The sequence below is a fragment of the Streptomyces sp. NPDC001492 genome (assembly GCF_053597275.1).
The window spans coordinates 348,182-364,539 of record NZ_JBSFHW010000004.1; the positions used below are offsets into that span (position 1 = coordinate 348,182).

Annotated in this window: 14 protein-coding genes and 1 pseudogene; 8 read left to right on the forward strand and 7 right to left on the reverse strand. The window is 72.7% G+C overall.

Annotation, left to right across the window (positions count from 1 at the left end):
• The first annotated feature begins 55 nt into the window (after window positions 1–55).
• Window positions 56–1,318 carry a cytochrome P450 gene (locus ACWC1K_RS07570; protein ID WP_450829308.1) on the forward strand — a complete coding sequence of 421 codons (1,263 nt, stop codon included), beginning with the start codon at window positions 56–58 and terminating at the stop codon, window positions 1,316–1,318.
• Window position 1,319: 1 nt separating this feature from the next.
• Here the strand turns inward: ACWC1K_RS07570 and ACWC1K_RS07575 are convergent, their stop codons facing one another.
• Entirely contained in the window at window positions 1,320–1,781 is a 462-nt protein-coding gene (locus tag ACWC1K_RS07575) for an Lrp/AsnC family transcriptional regulator (protein ID WP_450829309.1), read from the reverse strand.
• A 79-nt stretch (window positions 1,782–1,860) separates the two neighbouring features.
• On the opposite strand from ACWC1K_RS07575, the gene ACWC1K_RS07580 reads away from it, so the two are divergent.
• Together ACWC1K_RS07580 and ACWC1K_RS07585 are read left to right on the forward strand one after the other, a co-directional pair.
• Complete coding sequence (locus ACWC1K_RS07580; RefSeq protein ID WP_450829310.1) at window positions 1,861–2,928, forward strand: Glu/Leu/Phe/Val dehydrogenase dimerization domain-containing protein; 1,068 nt, start codon at window positions 1,861–1,863, stop codon at window positions 2,926–2,928.
• A 71-nt stretch (window positions 2,929–2,999) separates the two neighbouring features.
• A complete protein-coding gene (locus ACWC1K_RS07585; RefSeq protein WP_450829311.1) occupies window positions 3,000–3,662 on the forward strand; it encodes a histidine phosphatase family protein in 663 nt (220 codons plus the stop codon).
• Between the two features lie 23 nt (window positions 3,663–3,685).
• Here ACWC1K_RS07585 and ACWC1K_RS07590 read toward each other — a convergent pair whose 3' ends face one another.
• Complete coding sequence (locus ACWC1K_RS07590) at window positions 3,686–4,315, reverse strand: thiol:disulfide interchange protein DsbA/DsbL (RefSeq protein WP_450829312.1); 630 nt, start codon at window positions 4,313–4,315, stop codon at window positions 3,686–3,688.
• 116 nt (window positions 4,316–4,431) lie between these two features.
• On the opposite strand from ACWC1K_RS07590, the gene ACWC1K_RS07595 reads away from it, so the two are divergent.
• Window positions 4,432–5,151 carry a hypothetical protein gene (locus ACWC1K_RS07595; protein ID WP_450829313.1) on the forward strand — a complete coding sequence of 240 codons (720 nt, stop codon included), beginning with the start codon at window positions 4,432–4,434 and terminating at the stop codon, window positions 5,149–5,151.
• Window positions 5,150–5,308 (forward strand): annotated as a pseudogene (locus ACWC1K_RS07600) (NADP-dependent oxidoreductase); the annotation flags it as partial. The gene ACWC1K_RS07595 and the pseudogene ACWC1K_RS07600, both read left to right, overlap by 2 nt.
• 19 nt (window positions 5,309–5,327) lie before the next feature.
• Here the strand turns inward: ACWC1K_RS07600 and uppS are convergent.
• Genes uppS through ACWC1K_RS07615 form a run of 3 tightly spaced genes read right to left on the reverse strand, consistent with a single transcriptional unit; the run spans window position 5,328 to window position 8,168 of the window.
• Window positions 5,328–7,208 carry a polyprenyl diphosphate synthase gene (gene uppS, locus ACWC1K_RS07605; RefSeq protein ID WP_450829314.1) on the reverse strand — a complete coding sequence of 627 codons (1,881 nt, stop codon included), beginning with the start codon at window positions 7,206–7,208 and terminating at the stop codon, window positions 5,328–5,330.
• Window position 7,209: 1 nt separating this feature from the next.
• Window positions 7,210–7,599 carry a DUF6114 domain-containing protein gene (locus tag ACWC1K_RS07610; protein WP_450829315.1) on the reverse strand — a complete coding sequence of 130 codons (390 nt, stop codon included), beginning with the start codon at window positions 7,597–7,599 and terminating at the stop codon, window positions 7,210–7,212.
• Window positions 7,596–8,168 (reverse strand): DUF6230 family protein, encoded by a 573-nt coding sequence (locus ACWC1K_RS07615; protein WP_450829316.1) that lies wholly within the window; start codon window positions 8,166–8,168, stop codon window positions 7,596–7,598. Before ACWC1K_RS07615 ends, ACWC1K_RS07610 begins: the two co-directional genes overlap by 4 nt.
• A 182-nt stretch (window positions 8,169–8,350) precedes the next feature.
• Here ACWC1K_RS07615 and ACWC1K_RS07620 point away from each other — a divergent pair, with 182 nt between their 5' ends.
• The 3 genes from ACWC1K_RS07620 to ACWC1K_RS07630 all read left to right on the forward strand — a co-directional run bounded on the left by ACWC1K_RS07620 (window position 8,351) and on the right by ACWC1K_RS07630 (window position 13,413).
• On the forward strand, window positions 8,351–9,232 hold the full coding sequence (locus ACWC1K_RS07620; protein WP_450829317.1) for an SDR family NAD(P)-dependent oxidoreductase: 882 nt from the start codon (window positions 8,351–8,353) through the stop codon (window positions 9,230–9,232).
• Entirely contained in the window at window positions 9,229–9,870 is a 642-nt protein-coding gene (locus ACWC1K_RS07625) for an acetoacetate decarboxylase family protein (RefSeq protein WP_450829318.1), read from the forward strand. The genes ACWC1K_RS07620 and ACWC1K_RS07625 overlap by 4 nt, the downstream gene beginning before the upstream one ends.
• Before the next feature lie 171 nt (window positions 9,871–10,041).
• The gene (locus ACWC1K_RS07630) at window positions 10,042–13,413 is read left to right on the forward strand and encodes a BTAD domain-containing putative transcriptional regulator (RefSeq protein WP_450829319.1); all 3,372 of its coding nucleotides are present in this window, start codon (window positions 10,042–10,044) and stop codon (window positions 13,411–13,413) included.
• Between the two features lie 20 nt (window positions 13,414–13,433).
• On the opposite strand, the gene ACWC1K_RS07635 is transcribed toward ACWC1K_RS07630, so the two are convergent.
• Together ACWC1K_RS07635 and ACWC1K_RS07640 are read right to left on the reverse strand one after the other, a co-directional pair.
• Window positions 13,434–14,342 (reverse strand): TIGR03619 family F420-dependent LLM class oxidoreductase, encoded by a 909-nt coding sequence (locus ACWC1K_RS07635; RefSeq protein ID WP_450829320.1) that lies wholly within the window; start codon window positions 14,340–14,342, stop codon window positions 13,434–13,436.
• Between the two features lie 76 nt (window positions 14,343–14,418).
• The gene (locus tag ACWC1K_RS07640) at window positions 14,419–16,098 is read right to left on the reverse strand and encodes a hemerythrin domain-containing protein (RefSeq protein ID WP_450829321.1); all 1,680 of its coding nucleotides are present in this window, start codon (window positions 16,096–16,098) and stop codon (window positions 14,419–14,421) included.
• Between the last annotated feature and the right edge of the window lie 260 nt (window positions 16,099–16,358).

Sequence of the window (16,358 nt, forward strand, 5' to 3'; positions counted from 1 at the left end):
ACCCGTACGGCACGATGAGCCCGACCCGCACCACCGCCGGCCGGGAGGGTGTCCCGTGGACCGTGAACTGCACGGCAGGCTCGACGAGTTGCAGCGCGACCCCTACCCGCACTACGAGCGGGCCAGGATCGCCGAGGGCCTGACCTACGTCGCCGAGCTCGACGCCTGGCTGGTCGCCCGGGACGCCGACGTACGGGAGGTCCTGCGCCGGCCCGAGGAGTTCTCGTCGGCCAATGCCCTCGTCCCCGACGTGCTGCCCCGGCCCGCCGCGCTCGCCGTCCTCGGCGGCGGGTTCGGCGGGCGGCCCGTCGTCGTCACCGCCGACGGCGCCGAGCACCAGCGGTTACGGGCGCCGATCGTCCGCGGGCTCTCCCCGGCGCGCGTCGCGGCCGTGGTGCCGTACGCCGCCGAGCGGGCCGCCGCCCTGGTGGACGGGTTCGTGAAGGACGGGCACGTCGAGCTGATGTCGGCGTACGCCGGGAAGCTCCCCGGAGAGGTCATCGGCCGTATCGTCGGCCTCGACCCCGCCGACGTGCCCGCCGTCGTACACGGCGGCCATCGCGCCGAGGAACTGCTGTTCCGCCCCCTGGAGGAGGACGAGCAGATCGCCGCGGCCGAGGACGTGGTCGCGATGCAGCACATCCTCGACCGGTACGCCCGACAGCGGCACGCCGAGCCCCGCGAGGACCTGTGCACGGAGCTGGTCACCTCGGTCGTCGGCGAGGGCGAACTCACCCTGGAGCACCGGCACGAACTCGTCGCCCATCTCCAGAACCTGCTGATCGCCGGGCATCTGACGACGACCGCGCTCATCGGCACGACCGTCCTGCACCTGCTGAGGCACCCCCGCCAGTGGGAGCTGCTGTGCGCCGAGCCGAGCGGAGCGCAGTCGGAGCGAATGGGGGTCCCCCCGGACGGAGTCTGGGGGAGGATCCCGGCGGCCGTCGAGGAGGCCGCCCGCTTCGACACCGCCCTGCAGGGCTTCCGCCGGGTCACCACCGGCCCGGCCATGCTCGCCGGTACCGAACTCCCGCCCGGCGCAACGCTGTTCGTGGCCTTCGGCGCCGCCAACCGGGACTCCGCACGGCACCCCCGCCCCGACGAGTTCGACATCACCCGCCCGCCGGAACGCCATCTCGCCTTCGGCTTCGGCGCGCACGGCTGCCCCGGCTCCCAGCTGGCCCGCGAGCAACTCCGCCTCACCCTGGAGGAGCTGACCCGCAGGCTGCCGGGCCTGCGACTGGCGGACGACCGTCCGGTGAGCATGCGGCCGACGATGATCCACCGGTCACCGGTGAGCCTGCACCTGGCTTGGTGACTCAGGACGGCGGCAGCGGATCCAGCACCTGGTTGGTCAGATGCTGGTAGATGATCATGGTGCGGAAGCTGAGGATCTCACGGCGTTCGGTGAACCGGTCGAGCAGGAACGCATGCAGGTGCTCGATGTCCTGGGCCGTGACATGCACCAGGAAGTCGTCGCTGCCCGCCATCGTGTAGACGGACAGCACCTCGGGCAGCCGGGACACCGACCGCTCGAACTCCGCCACCACCTGCCGGCTCAGCGGCCGGACCGTCGCCGCCACCATGGCCTGCACACCGCGGTTCAGCGCCGGCAGCGCGACCTCGGCGTGATAGCCGCGGATCACACCGCGCTGCCGCAGCAGCCGGATCCGCTCCAGACAGGTGGACGGCGCGATGCCGACCTTCTGCGCGATGGCCCGGTTGGGTTGCCGCGCATCCTCCTGAAGATGCCGCAGGATCGCCGTATCAAGTTCGTCCACGATCGCCTCCCCCTGCCCGCTCCCGAATGTCGTTCGGGACCTCGTCCACGGCCCGGAACATCTCCCTAACCTCCGGGCCATGACGCAAACACTCGAGCACGAAGAGGTGACCATCCGCCGCGGTGCCCGCTCGGGGCTCCCCCTGATCATCGCGGTCCACTCCCGTGCTCTGGGCCCCGCGGTCGGCGGCTGCCGCCTGCGCCGGTACAGGAGCCCGCACGAGGCCCTCGCGGACGCGCTGCGCCTGTCCGAGGCGATGACCTTCAAGTGCGCCGCGTCCGGACTGGACTTCGGCGGCGGCAAGAGCGTGATCGCCCTGGACGAGCACACCGAACTCATCCCGGAACTGCGCTCGGCGGCACTGGCCGACATGGGCGAGCTCATCGCCTCCTTCGAGGGCTCCTACCGCGCCGGTCCCGACGTGGGCACCACCCCCGACGACATGGTGGTGCTGCGCCGCTCCTCCCCGTACGTGTTCTGCCTGCCCGAGGAGCACGGCGGCACGGGCACCTCCAGCACGCCCACGGCCACCGGAGTCCTCGCCGCCCTGCGCGCCGGCGCGGACCACGTCTTCGGCTCCTCCTCGCTCACCGGCCGCACCGTCGTGGTCAGCGGCTACGGCTCCGTCGGCAGCCGTATCGCCGCGGGACTCGCGGCGGACGGCGCACGGGTCCTGGTCTCCGACGTGGACACGGCGAAACGGGAGACCGCCGTGGGCGCGGGCCTCGGCTGGCTCGAACCCCACGAGGTGCCCGGCACCCGGGCGGACGTGCTGGTGCCGGCCGCGGTCGGGGGAGTACTCGGCCCCGGGACGGTCGCTCGGCTCGACGTACGTCTGGTGGTGGGCCCGGCGAACAACCAGCTCACCGACGACTCGATCGCCGGCCTGCTGGCGAAGCAGAACATCGTGTGGGTACCGGACTTCGTCGCGAGCGCGGGGGGCGTCGTGTTCACCCTGGGCCGCGAATGCGACGGCTGCACCCGGGAAGAGGCCGAACGACGGGTGGTGGCCATCGGCGACACCGTACGCCTGCTGCTCGACAGGTCCCGCACGAACGGCACGACCCCGCTGCACGAAGCGAGGGCCCTCGCCGAACGCAGACTGGGACCGCCCGCGACCGCAGGACAGCGCCGTCGGCTACCTTGACCGACGTCCGACGATCCGCCATACCGACCGCCGAGCTGCGGGAAGCAGGAAGCAGGAAGCAGGAACACCGTATGCCGCTCATCTGCCTCGTCCGCCACGGCCAGGCCTCCTTCGGCGCGCAGGACTACGACGAACTGTCGGCCCTCGGCCGCGAACAGAGCACCGCCGTCGGCCGGGAACTGGCCCGCCGCGGCCTGCGCGACCCGCAGGTCGTCTCCGGCACGCTGACCCGGCAGCGCGACACCGCCAGGCTCCTCGCCGAAGCGGCCGGTTTCGAGAAGCCCTCGCCCGAGGATCCGCGCTGGAACGAGTACGACCACATCGCCCTGATGTCCCGCTACCCCCAGCACCCGGGGCCCGACGAAGGGGCGGACTCCCGGGCGGTGCAGGTGGTCCTCGACCGCGCGCTGGGGCGGTGGATCGAGGACACCGCCGAGACGGGCCCCACCGGCTGGACGGCGTTCGCGGGCGGCGCGAGGGCGGCGCTGGCCGAGGTGACCACGACCCTCGGCCAGGGCCGCGACGCGGTCGTGGTCACCTCGGGCGGCGTCCTCGCGGCGCTCTGCGGCGCCCTGCTGTCGCTGCCGCCCGCCTCGGTGGTCGCCCTCAACCGCGTCGTCGTGAACGCCTCCGTCACCACCCTCGTCGTGGGTGGCTCCGGGACCAGCCTCCTCACCTTCAACGACCACGCCCACTTCACCGGCGACGGCCGCCGACTGCTCACCTACCGCTGAGCTCGCGCCTGCCGGGCCGTAGCTCAGTGACGTGCCGCGGTGCGATACAGGTGGTCCAGCACCGAGATGGTCTTGGCCGAGCTGCCCAGCAGCATGGGTGTGGTGCGGTAGCGGCCGGCCACGACCACGGTGGGCATCTCGTTCACCTGGTAGCGCTCACGGAGTGCGGGTGCGGCCTTGACCGCGTCGTCGACCTCCGTGGACGTGTACGCGTGCTTGACCGCCGCCACGTCGAGCCCCTCCCTGGCCGCCCATCTCAGGACGGTGCGCTCGGTGGTCAGGTCCTTGCCCTCGTCCCGTACGGCCTGGAAGACCGGGATCGCCTCCTTCTCCGCGAGGCCCAGCCGGTCCAGGGTGTAGTAGAGGCGGGCGTAGGCGACCATCTCGGGCTGGTCCTCCCAGGTGGCCGGGATCCGCACCACCTTCACCGGGGGGCTCTGCCGTGCGGCCCAGTCCTCCAGCGGCTTCTCGAGCTCGTAGGAGTGCGGGCAGTCGTACCAGAACAGCTCCGCCACCTCCCGCGCGGGCACACCGCTGACCGGGTGCTTGAGGCGGAAGTACTCCGCCCCTTCCTTCGGTTCGCCGGAGGCGGCACCGAGCAGGCAGGTCAGGACGGTCGACAGCGCGAACAAGCGCATGATCTTCTGCTTCATGGCGGCCACCTTGGCGCTCTGCGTCTCGGCGCACCCCGCTGACACACGCAATGTCCCTCGTTCGGACCGCCCGAGTGCCCGGAACCGTCGCGGAAGAGCCTTGGAAGGGGAGAGCGTTGACGCCCGACGTCGCAACAGTGGAGAGATCCCGCGTCTGGTCGCACCCGGAACTCGGCCTGCACGCCTTCCTGGACGAAACCGGCTCGGTCAGACTGGGCACGCCCGACCAGGACTGGGCCGCCCTCCTCCCCCTCGTCGAGGTCACCGCGACCGGCCACGGACGCCTGTGGTCGGGCGAACGCTTCGTCGAGACGGCCATCGGCGAGCGCCTGGCCTACCGCGGCCACGAGACGGCAAAGGACGCAAGCCGCGAGCGTACGACGATCAGGCTGGCCGACCCGGTGACCGAACTGGCCGCAGACGTCGTGCTGGAGACGACTCCGGGCGCCGGTTTCCTGCGCGCCCGGGTACGTCTGGTCAACGAGGGCGGCGCACCGCTCCGGCTGGAGAGCGTGACCACCCTGACCCTCGGCGGCATCACCGACGCAGGCGGCCGCCCGGACGGCCTGACCCTGCACTGGGCCGACAACAACTGGCTCGCCGAATGCCGCTGGCGGCAGGCCGCCTTCCGCGAGCAGGTCGTCCCGCTCGGCCGGGCCGCCCACGGACACGAGGGGCGCGGCTGCTTCGAACGCTCCTCGCAGGGCGGTTGGTCCACCGGCCGCCATCTCCCCGTCGGCGCCCTCACGGACCAGGACGCCGGCGCCTGGCTGTGGCAGATCGAGTCCAGCGCGGGCTGGCGCTTCGAGACCGGTGAACGTCAGCAACTACCGTGATCTGCAGGAGGAGTTGTACCAGTTCGCGGTACCGCATCTGCAGAGCGGCCGGCTCGCTCCGGACGAGACGGTGGTCGACGGGTTCGGACACATCGTGGACGCGTTCCTGGGGATGCTGCGGGGCCGGAACACCGGCAAGATCATCGTGCGGCGGTAGACCGGTATGGCGGAGCCGCTCACGCGGGCGCCGGTGCGGGGGCGGGGACGCGAGGGACGGCGCCGTAGCGGCGGGTGCGGTGTGCGTACTGTTCGATCGCCCGCCACAGGTCGCGACGGTCCGTGTCGGGCCAGCAGGTGTCGAGGAAGAGCAGTTCGGCGTAGGCGGCCTGCCAGGGCAGGAAGTTGGAGGTGCGCTGGTCTCCGCCCGTGCGCAGGAGCAGGTCGACGTCGGGGAGTTCGGGGACGTGCAGACAGCGGGCGAAGGAGTGCTCGGAGAGCGAGGCCGGGTCGATTCGTCCGGCGGCGGCCTCGCGGGCGAGTCGCGCCGCGGCGGCGGTGATCTCGGCGCGGCCGCCGTAGTTCACACACGCTGTCACGGTCAGCCCGCTGCAGTCGCGGGTGGCCTGCTCGGCCTCGACGAGGGTGTCGACGACCTCCGCGGGCAGCCGGGACCGCTGTCCGGCCCAGCGCAGGCGCACATTCAGCCCGCGACTGTCGTCCAACAGCCGGCGCAGGCACTGCGGGATCTCGTGCATCAGCGAGTGCAGTTCGTCGGCGGGGCGTTTCCAGTTCTCGGTGGAGAACATGTACACGCTCAGGTACTCGAGGCCGATTTCCAGGGCGCCGTGAACCACGTCGATCAGAGCGTCGGCGCCGGCGCGGTGGCCGTCGGTCCGGGGCAGACCGCGGGCCGTGGCCCAGCGGCCGTTGCCGTCCATCACGATCGCGACGTGGCGTGGCATCGCATGGGTGGGCACCTCGGGTGGGCGGGCGCCGGACGGGTGAGGCGTCGGTGCCGTGACCTGCTGCCGCCGGGCTTCGCCTGGTCTCGTCTCGTCGGCGGGACCCATGGCCGGGCCGGTCGGCGGTGGCGCGGGGGCGGTCGCCGAGGCGGTCACGACGGTGAAGGGGAACAGGGTGCAGGCCAGCGCGGCGCGTGCGCGGGCGAGCGGCAGCAGCCGCAGACGGGCGGACCGTGGCAGGGCGGGCCTGCGGTGCAGCAGCCCGGCGGGATCGCGGGCGACGGCGGCCAGCCGTAGCCGGTACAGGTCGGTGTAGGTGCCGAGTGCGATGCCCACGGCCGGGTGCAGCACCGGCGGGACAGGGGTGCGGTCGAACCAGCCGCGGGCCCGGACCGTCAGCTCGCGCACCATGCGTTCGTAGGCCGGGGTGCTGCGCCGCTTCAGCAGGTCCGTGCGCCGGACGCCGGCCTCGTCCAGGGCCTCCTGGGGCAGCGGAACATGGCCGCGGCCGAGGTCGTCGGCGAGGTCGACGAGCGCGTCGGTGAGGTAGACGGCGTCGACGGCGGTCTGCCAGGCCGCGGCCGCTCCGGGCACGGCGGTGGCGATGGCCTCGGGTTCGGCGGGCAGGCCCGCGGCCCGCAGCAGCAACGAGCCGGTCCGCAGCACGAGCGGGGTGTTGATCAGGGCGTTGTAACGCCTCCATTCACCCCAGGTGGCGAAGTGCCGGCCGTGAACGTCCTGGCGCAGTTCCTCGAACAGGGTGTGCAGGAACTCCGGCGGCAGGTTCCAGCTCAGCATGGTGTCGATCAGGGCAAGCCGGACCGGGTCGGAGCCGGCGCCCGCACGCAGGTCCGCGTCGAACGCCGCGATCCATGCCTCCAGCCGCTCGGCCCGCCCCACGCAGGCGGCAGCCTCGCCGGCCTCGGTGCCGACCGTGTCGACCAGGTCGTCGACGGCTCTCACGGCGCCGTACAGCGCCCAGACGGCGAGCCGCAGCGGCGGGGGCAGCAGCAGCGAGACGGCGTACTCGATCTCCCCGGTGGAGCGGGTGGCGCGCCGGCACATCTCGTACCCGTGGCGCAGGGCGGGGTCGTGGACACCGCCGCGGTGGTGGACGGACCCCCAACGGGCGCGCGGCATGGCGGACCGGCTCATCTCACGCCTCCTCTTCAGCGGCGGCGGGCTGCTGGGGGACCCAGGCCAGGGCCAGGGCGCTGCCCACGGCGGTGAGCAGAAAGCCGAGCAGGAGGCCGCCGAGGTTGGCGGCCATCAGGCTGACCAGGGACAGGACGGCGGAGAGAACTCCGGCGAAGTAGCGCAGGGGCGGGTTCTGCCAGGTCGTCAGCCCGGCCACGGCGAACAACGCACCCAAGGTCCACGACGCGGCGCCCGCGGTGCCGGTGAGCCGCAGGAACCCCAGGCCGCTCCAGGAGACGCAGATCATCTCCAGCCCGCCCAGAGCCAGCAACAGCCCGGCGGCGAACGGGCGGCTTCCTCGCCATTCCCGCCACCTCGACCAGCCATCGGTGACGACTGCGGCGCTCACCGGTGCTCCTCCCGCGCGCAGCCGCCCTCGCCCTGGTGGAGGTCGATGGTGACTCCACTGGCTGTGATCGTCCCGGCGGTGAAGGCCCGCGGCTCGGTGCTGACTTCGCGGCCGCTGACCTTGCTCGCGCCGATGCTGAACAGACCCGTGGGCCGGGCCACCGACACCTGCGGGGTGCTGAACTCGGCACCGGAGACGGACACGGATCGCGCGGTGGCTCGGCCCGCCTCCACCGTCAGCCCCGTGGCGGAGGCCCGGTCGATGTGGACGACCGCCGTCACTGCCCCGACGAGGGGCAGTTGAGCGGTGGACGTGACGCAGGCGTCGTCCACGCGAGCGCGTTCCATGCGTGTCGCCAGTGCCGGCAGCAGCCCGCCACGGCCGGATCCCGCCGGGGAGGCCGTCAGGCCGGACCCGGAGACCCGCGCGGCGTGCACGGTGACCGGTACCTGGCCCGCGAAGGCCATCGATACGGCACCTTGCGCGCTTCCGGCCAGCAGGGCGGTGCCGCCGATGGACAAGGGCGCAAGAGCCAGGGCGAATCGGAGCTTGCTCGTGCGCCCCGTCATTCTGGTCGGACGATCGACATTTCTGATCACGCCCTGACCCAACGATCATGGCGCGACCAGGTGGCGGCCATCAGATTGATCGGACCATCACACGGCACGGGCTGTGTCGTCCTCGCGACGAGGCTTGGCTGCCTTCCTCCTTTCCTGCGGTGACGGACCGGGACCGGCATCGTTGGAGGGACGTGCAGGTAGATAAGAGCAACTGGCGCTCGCCGCGCGGGCCGCGCAAGGAAGGCACCGACACCGGCCCGCCACCGGTCGCTGTCGTCACCGGAGCAGCACGCGGGGTGGGGCACGCCATCGCCGGACGGCTCGCCCGCGACGGCTACCGGCTCGTGCTCGGCGACGTCGACGGACACCGGCTGCACCGAGCCGCGGCCGAACTCGGCCGAGAACATGCCCTGATGGAGGTGGACATCGCCCGTGCGGAAGCCGCGGAGCAACTCGCCGGAGCCGCCGAGGCCCACTTCGGGCGGCTCGATGTGTGGGTGAACAATGCCGGGGTCGTCCCCCTGGGGCGGCTGGACGATCAGGAAGCCGGTCTGCTGGCCCATGCCTGCCAGGTCAACCTCACCGGAACCGTGCACGGTTGCCGCGCCGCCGCGCTGCGGATGCGCCCCCAGGGCGGCGGGCACATCGTGAACGTCGCCAGCGTGCTCGCCGTCAAGCCACTGCCCGGCTTCGCGGCCTACAGCGCGACCAAGGCCGGCGTGCTGGCCCTGTCCCGGAGCCTGCACCGCGAACTGCGCGTCGACGGCGTCCACGTCACCGCCATCCTGCCGTACATGGTCCACACCGCTGCCGCAGCCGGTGTCCGCCCCTGCGTTCTGCCCGCCCTGAGGCCCGAGCAGGTGGCCGACGCGGTCGCCGGCGTCCTTCGACGGCCTCGCCCGCAGGTGTTCGTACCGCGCGCGGCCCGGCTGCTGTCGCTCACCGCCCTGCTGCCGCACCGGGCCGGCGACATGATCGACGCGCTCCTCGGCACGGACGCCATCGCCCAGGACGCGGACGCCGCCGTCCGCAGCCCGTACGAGGCCGAACTCCGCGGCCGGGTGACGACATGACGCCGGCACCGCACGGCATTCCCCCTTCCCCGTGGCATCTCACCGGCGACATGATCAGCTCGGTGTGGCAGGTCCCCCAGGCCGAGCTGCCGGCCTGGCCGCTCCCGCGCGGGGTCCGGCCATGGGTGGCCCGCAAGCGCTGCACGCTGGTCACCTTCTGGGTCGACTACCAGCCGGGCGGTGTCCTCACCTACCGGGAATTCCTCGTCGCCCTGGCCGTCCGGCACCGAGGCCGCCTGGCCGCCAGCACGGTCGCCGCCTGGGTCGACAACGAGCAGGCGCTGGTCGGCGGACGCACCCTCTGGGGAATTCCCAAACAGCTGGGCACCATCACTCTGGAGAAGGACGCGGACAGCACCCGCTCCGAACTGACCGGCACCGGGAGCACGGCTGCGGTGCGTGCCGTGCACCGTGACATGCTCCGTCTGCCCTTTCGCCTGCCGGCCCGCGCCCATCTGGTCCAGGAGCTGCCCGACGGAACCACATGCCGTGTCCCCTTGCGCCTGCACGGCCGGCCGGCGGTGGGCCGCACCCGGGTGGAGGCCGCGCCGGCCCCCGCCCTGTCCTTCCTCACCCACCGCCGGCCCGTACTGTCGCTGGCCATCCGGGGCTTTCACGGCACGGTCGGGTCCTTGTAGCCGTGCCGTGATGCGCTCCATGTCGTTCCGATGACTCGTCATGTCGAGTGCGTGGCGATCCTCGAACCTGCCGTAAAGGCCACCTGACCTGAGAGTTCGGACAGTGTGCGTGATGCGCGGCACGGGCGTCGCGGTGGGCCGTGCAGCGACGACGCTTACGATTCCCATGTCATGGTCACACTGAAAGTGCTCGGGTCGTTCCAGGTCGAGGTCGACGGCTGTGTGGTCGATCCGGGCGGGCGGCTCGCCCGGATGGTTCTGACCCAACTGCTGCTCGCCCGTGGGGCCGTCGTGCCCACGGAGCGGATCATCGAACGGCTGTGGCCCACACGTGCCCCATCGAGCGCGCAGCCGTCGCTTCAGGTCTACATCGCGCGTCTGCGGCGCGTCCTCGAACCGGAACGGGCGCCGCGAACCCCTGCGCGGCTGCTGGTCAGCGCGCCCTACGGCTACGCCCTCGCCGTGGAGCAGGACGCGGTGGACGCCTGGGTGTTCGAGGACCGGGTGGCGGCCTGCACGGCGGCCGAGCTGCCTGCCCATGTCGCTGCCGAGGGCCTGGCCGAGGCGCTCGCCTCCTGGGGCGGGCAGCCGTACGCGGAGTTCTCGGACGAGCCGTGGACCGCCGGCGAGCGCGCACGTCTGGAGGAGGTGCACCGCACCGCCCGCGAACGGCTCACCGCGGCACGGCTGCGCTGTGGACAGGCCGCCCAGGCCCTCGCCGACGCGGGCACGCTGACCCGGGAGCAGCCGCTGCACGAGGAGGGGTGGCGGCTGCTGGCTCTGGCCCTGTGGGCTCGCGACCGTCAGGGAGATGCCCTGGCCGCGCTGCGGCGGGCCAGGCGCGTCCTCGACGAGAATCTCGGGATCGAGCCCGGGCCCGCCCTGCTGGAGCTGGAACAGGCCCTGCTGCACCAGCGGCTGGATGTGCTTCACCGGGCGACCGGGGCTTCGGCCGCGACCGGCGCGAGCGCCGAGGTGGTCACCGCCGTGGCGGCCGCCGGACGCGGGGCGCCGACCGTGCTGGCGGCGGACCGGCTCCTGGGCCGTGACGTGGAGTTGGCGGAGCTGGCCGCCGCGGCGGACCGGGCCCGGGGCGGCCGGAGCCAGGTGGTCCTGGTCTCGGGTGAGGCCGGTATCGGCAAGTCGAGTCTGCTGGAGGTCGGCATCCGGCAACTGCCCCGGCAGGGCTGGCTGGTCGGGTCCGGGCAGTGCCCGGAGACGGACGGCGCCCCGCCCGGCCGGGCCTGGTTCGACATGCTGCCGGTCCTGGCCGAAGCCGCACCACCGGGGCCGTACGCCGAAGAGCTCGCTCCGCTTCTGGCTCCGGGCACCGCGAGCGGTTCCGAGCAGCCGGAGGGCAGCCCGGCCCGGCGTTTCCGCATGCACAAGGCGCTGCTCGGCTGGCTGAGTGACACGGCCGTGCGGCGGCCGCTGGCGATCGTGCTGGACGACCTGCACCGGGCCGACCAGGAGAGCGTCGAACTGTTCCTGCTCTGCGCCGAGCAGTTGCGCGACGTACCGCTGCTCCTGGTCGGCTCGTACCGCACCGGCGAGGGCGATCTGACCGGGGCACTGGCACGGCTGGCCGTCTGCTCGCCCGTACGGCTGGCGATGGGCGGGCTGTCGGACGCCCAGGCGAAGGAACTGCTACGACGCGGCGCGGCCGGCATGAGCGAGCACGCCGCGACGGCGCTGGCCGAACGGGCCGGGGGAAACCCCTTCTACCTCCGCGAGAGTTCGCTCCTGCTGGCGGGCGAGGGCGAGCAGCAGGCCCTGGCCCGCGTCCCGCAAGGGGTACAGGACGTGCTGCGGCGGCGGCTCGCCCTGCTCGCGCCGACCGTCACGGCCGGACTGCGGCTGGCGGCCGTCGCCGGGCGCGAGGCCTCGGTGGCCCTTCTCGTCCACGCGGCGGACAGCGATGCCGAGCAGCTTCTCGACGCCCTGGACGAGGGTGTCACCGCCGGACTGCTCACCGAGCCCCGTCCGGGCACCGTCCGCATCACCCACGCCCTGGTGCGGGACGCTCTGGCGGGCGACCTCACGCGGCTGCGGCTGGCCCGGATGCACTCCCGCCTGGGCCGGGGCCTGATCGCCCTCGGCTCGGACGACGTCGCCACCACCGCCCACCACCTCCTCCAGGCGGCCCCGGTCGTGAACGCCGACGCCGGGCCCGCGGTCCACCACGCCATGCTGGCGGGCGAGCAGGCAGTACGCCGCTACGCCCCGCAGAACGCCGAAGCCATCCTGAACGCGGCCCTCGACCTTCTCGCCGGCCATCCCGAGGCCTTCACCGACCAGGATGTCGCGCTGCTGCGGGTGACACTGCTGGGCCAACTCGTGGACTGCCGGATCCGGATGGGGGCCGTGGTCCCCGCCCGCGAGGCGCAGCAGCAGGCCGTACGGGTGGCCCGGGAAGTCGCCCGGGCCGACCTGCTGACCGCCGCCTACACGACCTGGACGGAACCGACGCCCTGGCGCGTGCGCGCCTATGCGGAGTCCGACCCCGAGGCCGTCGAGGAACTCGGGAAGCTGCTGGAGAGCCCGGGCCTGACAGACCGGCAACGGTGCCTGCTCCTCGACCAGTTGGCCGACGCCCTCGACGACACCGATCCACGGGCCACGGCGGTGGGACACCAGGCCGTGGCGCTCGCCCGGACCGTGGGCGAGCCCCGGCTGCGGGGCCTGACGCTCACCTCGCAGCTGCGCCGGCTCGACTGCGACCTCGTACCCGACGCCTACCGGGAGGCCTACCGAGAACTCGCCGAGGTCGCCGACTCCCAGGACAGCCCCGAGTACTCCTGGATGGCTTCCTACGCCGCCGCCCGGATCGCCGCCGGCCGCAACGACCCGGCGGAGATGGAGCGTTGCCTCGGCCGTGCGGACGACATCGCCCAAACCTACGAGCTCCGGGGCGCGTTCGCGGTGGCCAGGCTGCGGCACCCCATGCTCGCCATGGCCCAGGGCCGCTTCGAGGAGGCGGAACAGGCCCTGGGAACGGCGGTGGAGGCGCTGCGGGCCGGAGGGATGGTGGACGTCAGCGGCCTGGCCGCGCTGGGCATCGGGTGCATGCGGTTGCAGCAGGGACGCCTCGCCGAGCTGCTGCCCCAACTGCTCGCCGTGTGGGAGCGTTACCAGCCGCACAACGAATCCCTCACCGCACTCGCGCTGCTCGCCGCGGGCCGTCCCGAAGAGGCCCGGGACGTTCTCGGCCGACGCGTACCGCTCCGGCGCGACTTCGCCTACTCGACCCTGGCCGCGGTGCGCGGCACGGCCGCCGTCGCCTTCGGCGACAGGGCGCTGGCCGCCGAGGTGTACCAGGACCTGCTTCCGCTGCACGGGCTGGCGGCCGGCGCGAGCAGCCTCAGCATCGTCTTCCGGCCCGTCGCGCAGACCCTGGGCGAACTCGCCCGGTTCCTGGGCCGCCCCGAACAGGCCCGGCAGCACTACCTCGAAGCCGCGCGGGTGGCGGCCGCGTGGGGCTCCCCGCACTGGGCGGACGCGGCGCGGACCGCCCTGGCCGGACTGCCGGCGGCGCCCGCGTAGACGTACCCCTTCCGGGCAGGTCAGGCCAGTTCGGCCAGGAAGGCCGCCGCGAGGTCCAGGAACTCCTCCGGCGAGTCCGTCGTCAGCTGGAGATCCACGAGCACCTCGTCGGTCCCGGCCTCGCACATGATCCGGAGATGGTCGCAGATCTGGCGTACCGTCCCGCGCTGGTACGTCTCCGCGGGGTCTGCCTCGGCCGTGGTGACCTCCGGGTTCACCCGGAACACCCGGCGCAGTCCCGCCGGATCCCGCCCCGCCCCCTCGGCGGCCTCGACGGCGACCGCCCAGAGACCGTGGAGATACGGCAGCGGCATCGAGGCCCCCAGCCAGCCGTCCGCGCGCCTGCCGACCCGCTCCAGGGCGGGCGGGGTGAAGCCGCCCAGCAGGACCGGCGGCCTCGGGCCCTGGACGGGTTTGGGAAGGACGGTCGACTCGGGGATCGTCCACAGGGGGCCGGTGTGGACGACCGGATCGGACCCCCATACGGCGTCGAGGACGTCGAGGGTCTCCTCCAGCCGCGCTCCGCGGCCCCGCCACGGCACCCCGGCGGCCGTGTACTCCTCGCGCATCCAGCCGATCCCGATGCCCACGTCCAGGCGCCCGTGGCTGATCAGATCGAGGGTGGTCAGTGACCGGGCGAGCACGAGGGGAGGCTGCCACAGGGCGTTGAGCGTGCTGCTGCCCAGACGGACCCGATCGGTGGCCATGGCCGCCATGCCCAGGGCGAGCAGCGGGTCGAGGTGGGTGCCGTACCGGACGGGCATCTGTTTCCCGCCGACATAGCCCTCGGGCGGGGTGAGCGGCGCCAGGAGCCGGTCGGCCGCCCAGAGACTGTGGCAGCCGAGAGCTTCCAGCGCCGCGCACATCCCGGCGGTGCGGTCGGGGTCGGCGAACGGGCCGAACTGGGGGACGGAGAATCCGATGCGCATCGGTGGGAGTTCCTCGATCGGTACAGGGCGGGGCAGGGTGGGCAATCGGGGTGGGCGGCCGGACCGGGAGGGCGCGTCAACCGGTCGTACGGCGGCCGCGGATCCTGTCGGTCTCGCGGCGGTACTGCCGCTGCCCGAGGAGCTTCCACAGCACCCGGGCCGGGAGGGGCAGCCCGGCGAGGAACTCCTGCCGCTGCTCGGGCGGGGTGTCCTCCAGAATGGCGCCCAGCGCGATCATCAGCCGGTTCCGTGGTGTTTCGGCCAGACCCCGCTCGCCCACCGCATGCCACTGCTTCTCGGTCACGTGGAGCGCGGCCAGAGGCATGACCTCCCGCTCCTCCTCGTCGAGATGGGCGCACAGCTGCCGGCGATGCCTGTGCAGCGCCTCGACGAGCTCGTCACGGTCCTCGGGCAGGGCCTGTGCCTCCCACCGGTTCATGAGCCCCTGGACCTCGGCGATTCCCTCGTCGAGTTCGCGGTGCTGCGTCTCCATCGCCAGGACCTGTTCGGCATCGAGGTCCAGGTGGGGCAGCAGCACCGGCCACAGCATCTCGTCCTCGCCGGTGTGGTGCGCGTGCAGACCGACGGCGTACTGCCGCCAGTGCTCCGCGAGGATCCGGGCGCGGGCGGTGTCGGCGGGACGCACCTCCTGGACGAGTTCGGCCAGCAGGCGCGACTCACGGCGGAACACCTGGTGGATCATCGCCATTTCGCGGGTGTAGGGGTGGACGGTGGAGTCGGAAGTGTTGCTCGAAGTCATGACACCCAGTCTTCGAAGCCCGGTTGCAAGGCACTTGCACCCCGGTTGTCCCGGCGAAGTGCAGGGTCGGTAGGTGGTGGGGGCTTCGTCGTCGGTCGGGGGCGTGCGCCAGTGGCCGACGTCGAAGGTGACCTCGGGGCCTCGGTTCGGGGCGTTGTCGCGGCGGAGCCCGGCTGAGACGGAGATCGTGAAGGCTTCGGCGGTGACGGCGGCGGCGCGGTCGCGGAGGATGGCGGCGATGCGGACGAGCAGTTCGTCGCGGACCCGGGTGGCCATGGCGGTGGTGCGGTCCCGGTCGAGGTGCGGTGCGCGGCCGTCGGCGTGGCCGGTCAGACGGGTCGTCGGCAGGGGCAGCCCGTGGGCCAGGTTCCACAGGCCCGTGCGGACCAGGTGCTCGGCCAGGTGGTCGAGCTTGTAGCCCGCGCTGTCCGCCATGTCACCGGATGCCTCGAACGGGAGGAAACGGTGCTCGGGCGCGGACACGGCGTGGCCGTGGAGGACGACCAGGGTGAACGGGTTCGCCTCGGCCGAGGCATGGTCGGAGAGCAGTTCCGCGTGGGACTCGTGCATCGACTCCCCCGGCCGCCTGCTGTAGGAGCGGAAGTACCACTGGCCCCTGCCGTCGATCATGGGGGCGGTGTGCAGCATGAGCGTCTCCGCGGTGCGGAGCGCGCCCTGCTGTTCGTTCGCGGGCACGCCCCGGTCGCGGGCCTCCCTCAACTCGACCAGCAGGTCGGCGAGCCGGGCCCGGGACCTCAGGGTCTCCCGGTGGTCCCGTGGCGCCCCCAGTTGTTCCGCGACGCGCACGCGGTCGTGCAGCGAGGCGGCCGGCGCGCGTAGTTCGGTGGCGGTGCTGCGCAGGTTCTCCTCCACCGCGGCGTTCATCTCCGTGCGGTTTCTGCCGACCCGGGCGTGGTTCTCCAGGGTGAGCTGGGAGTGGCCGTCCTCGCTGGCCAGGCAGCGACTGCAGCCGCTCGCGGTACGGGCCCAGGTCACCGGGCCCGAATCCGTCGCCGAACCGTACCGGGAGGTGCAGCGACAGGTCGGATGCGGCCGGGTGGACCCGCGGTCGTGGCCGCGTGGGGGAGGGGAGGGGGCGGCAACTGGCCGCGCCTCAGAGGGGCGCGGCCGTGTTGTCGTTGAGGGTCCTGGTGATGGTCAAAGGGACGTCAATTCCCTTTGGTTCGGGGGGTATTGGGGTTGTATGTGTTGACATGATCATGTAGGCGCAGCAGAGTGTCGGCGTCCCTCAGCAC

What these genes read in the sequence shown, in the direction of transcription:
- uppS (WP_450829314.1), bottom strand. Translation starts at nt 7,208, where the DNA reads ATGAGCCGGTCCGCCATGCCGCGCGCCCGTTGGGGGTCCGTCCACCAC.
- ACWC1K_RS07615 (WP_450829316.1), bottom strand. Translation starts at nt 8,168, where the DNA reads ATGACGGGGCGCACGAGCAAGCTCCGATTCGCCCTGGCTCTTGCGCCC.
- ACWC1K_RS07590 (WP_450829312.1), bottom strand. Translation starts at nt 4,315, where the DNA reads ATGAAGCAGAAGATCATGCGCTTGTTCGCGCTGTCGACCGTCCTGACC.
- ACWC1K_RS07635 (WP_450829320.1), bottom strand. Translation starts at nt 14,342, where the DNA reads ATGCGCATCGGATTCTCCGTCCCCCAGTTCGGCCCGTTCGCCGACCCC.
- ACWC1K_RS07625 (WP_450829318.1), top strand. Translation starts at nt 9,229, where the DNA reads ATGACGCCGGCACCGCACGGCATTCCCCCTTCCCCGTGGCATCTCACC.
- ACWC1K_RS07580 (WP_450829310.1), top strand. Translation starts at nt 1,861, where the DNA reads ATGACGCAAACACTCGAGCACGAAGAGGTGACCATCCGCCGCGGTGCC.
- ACWC1K_RS07585 (WP_450829311.1), top strand. Translation starts at nt 3,000, where the DNA reads ATGCCGCTCATCTGCCTCGTCCGCCACGGCCAGGCCTCCTTCGGCGCG.
- ACWC1K_RS07630 (WP_450829319.1), top strand. Translation starts at nt 10,042, where the DNA reads ATGGTCACACTGAAAGTGCTCGGGTCGTTCCAGGTCGAGGTCGACGGC.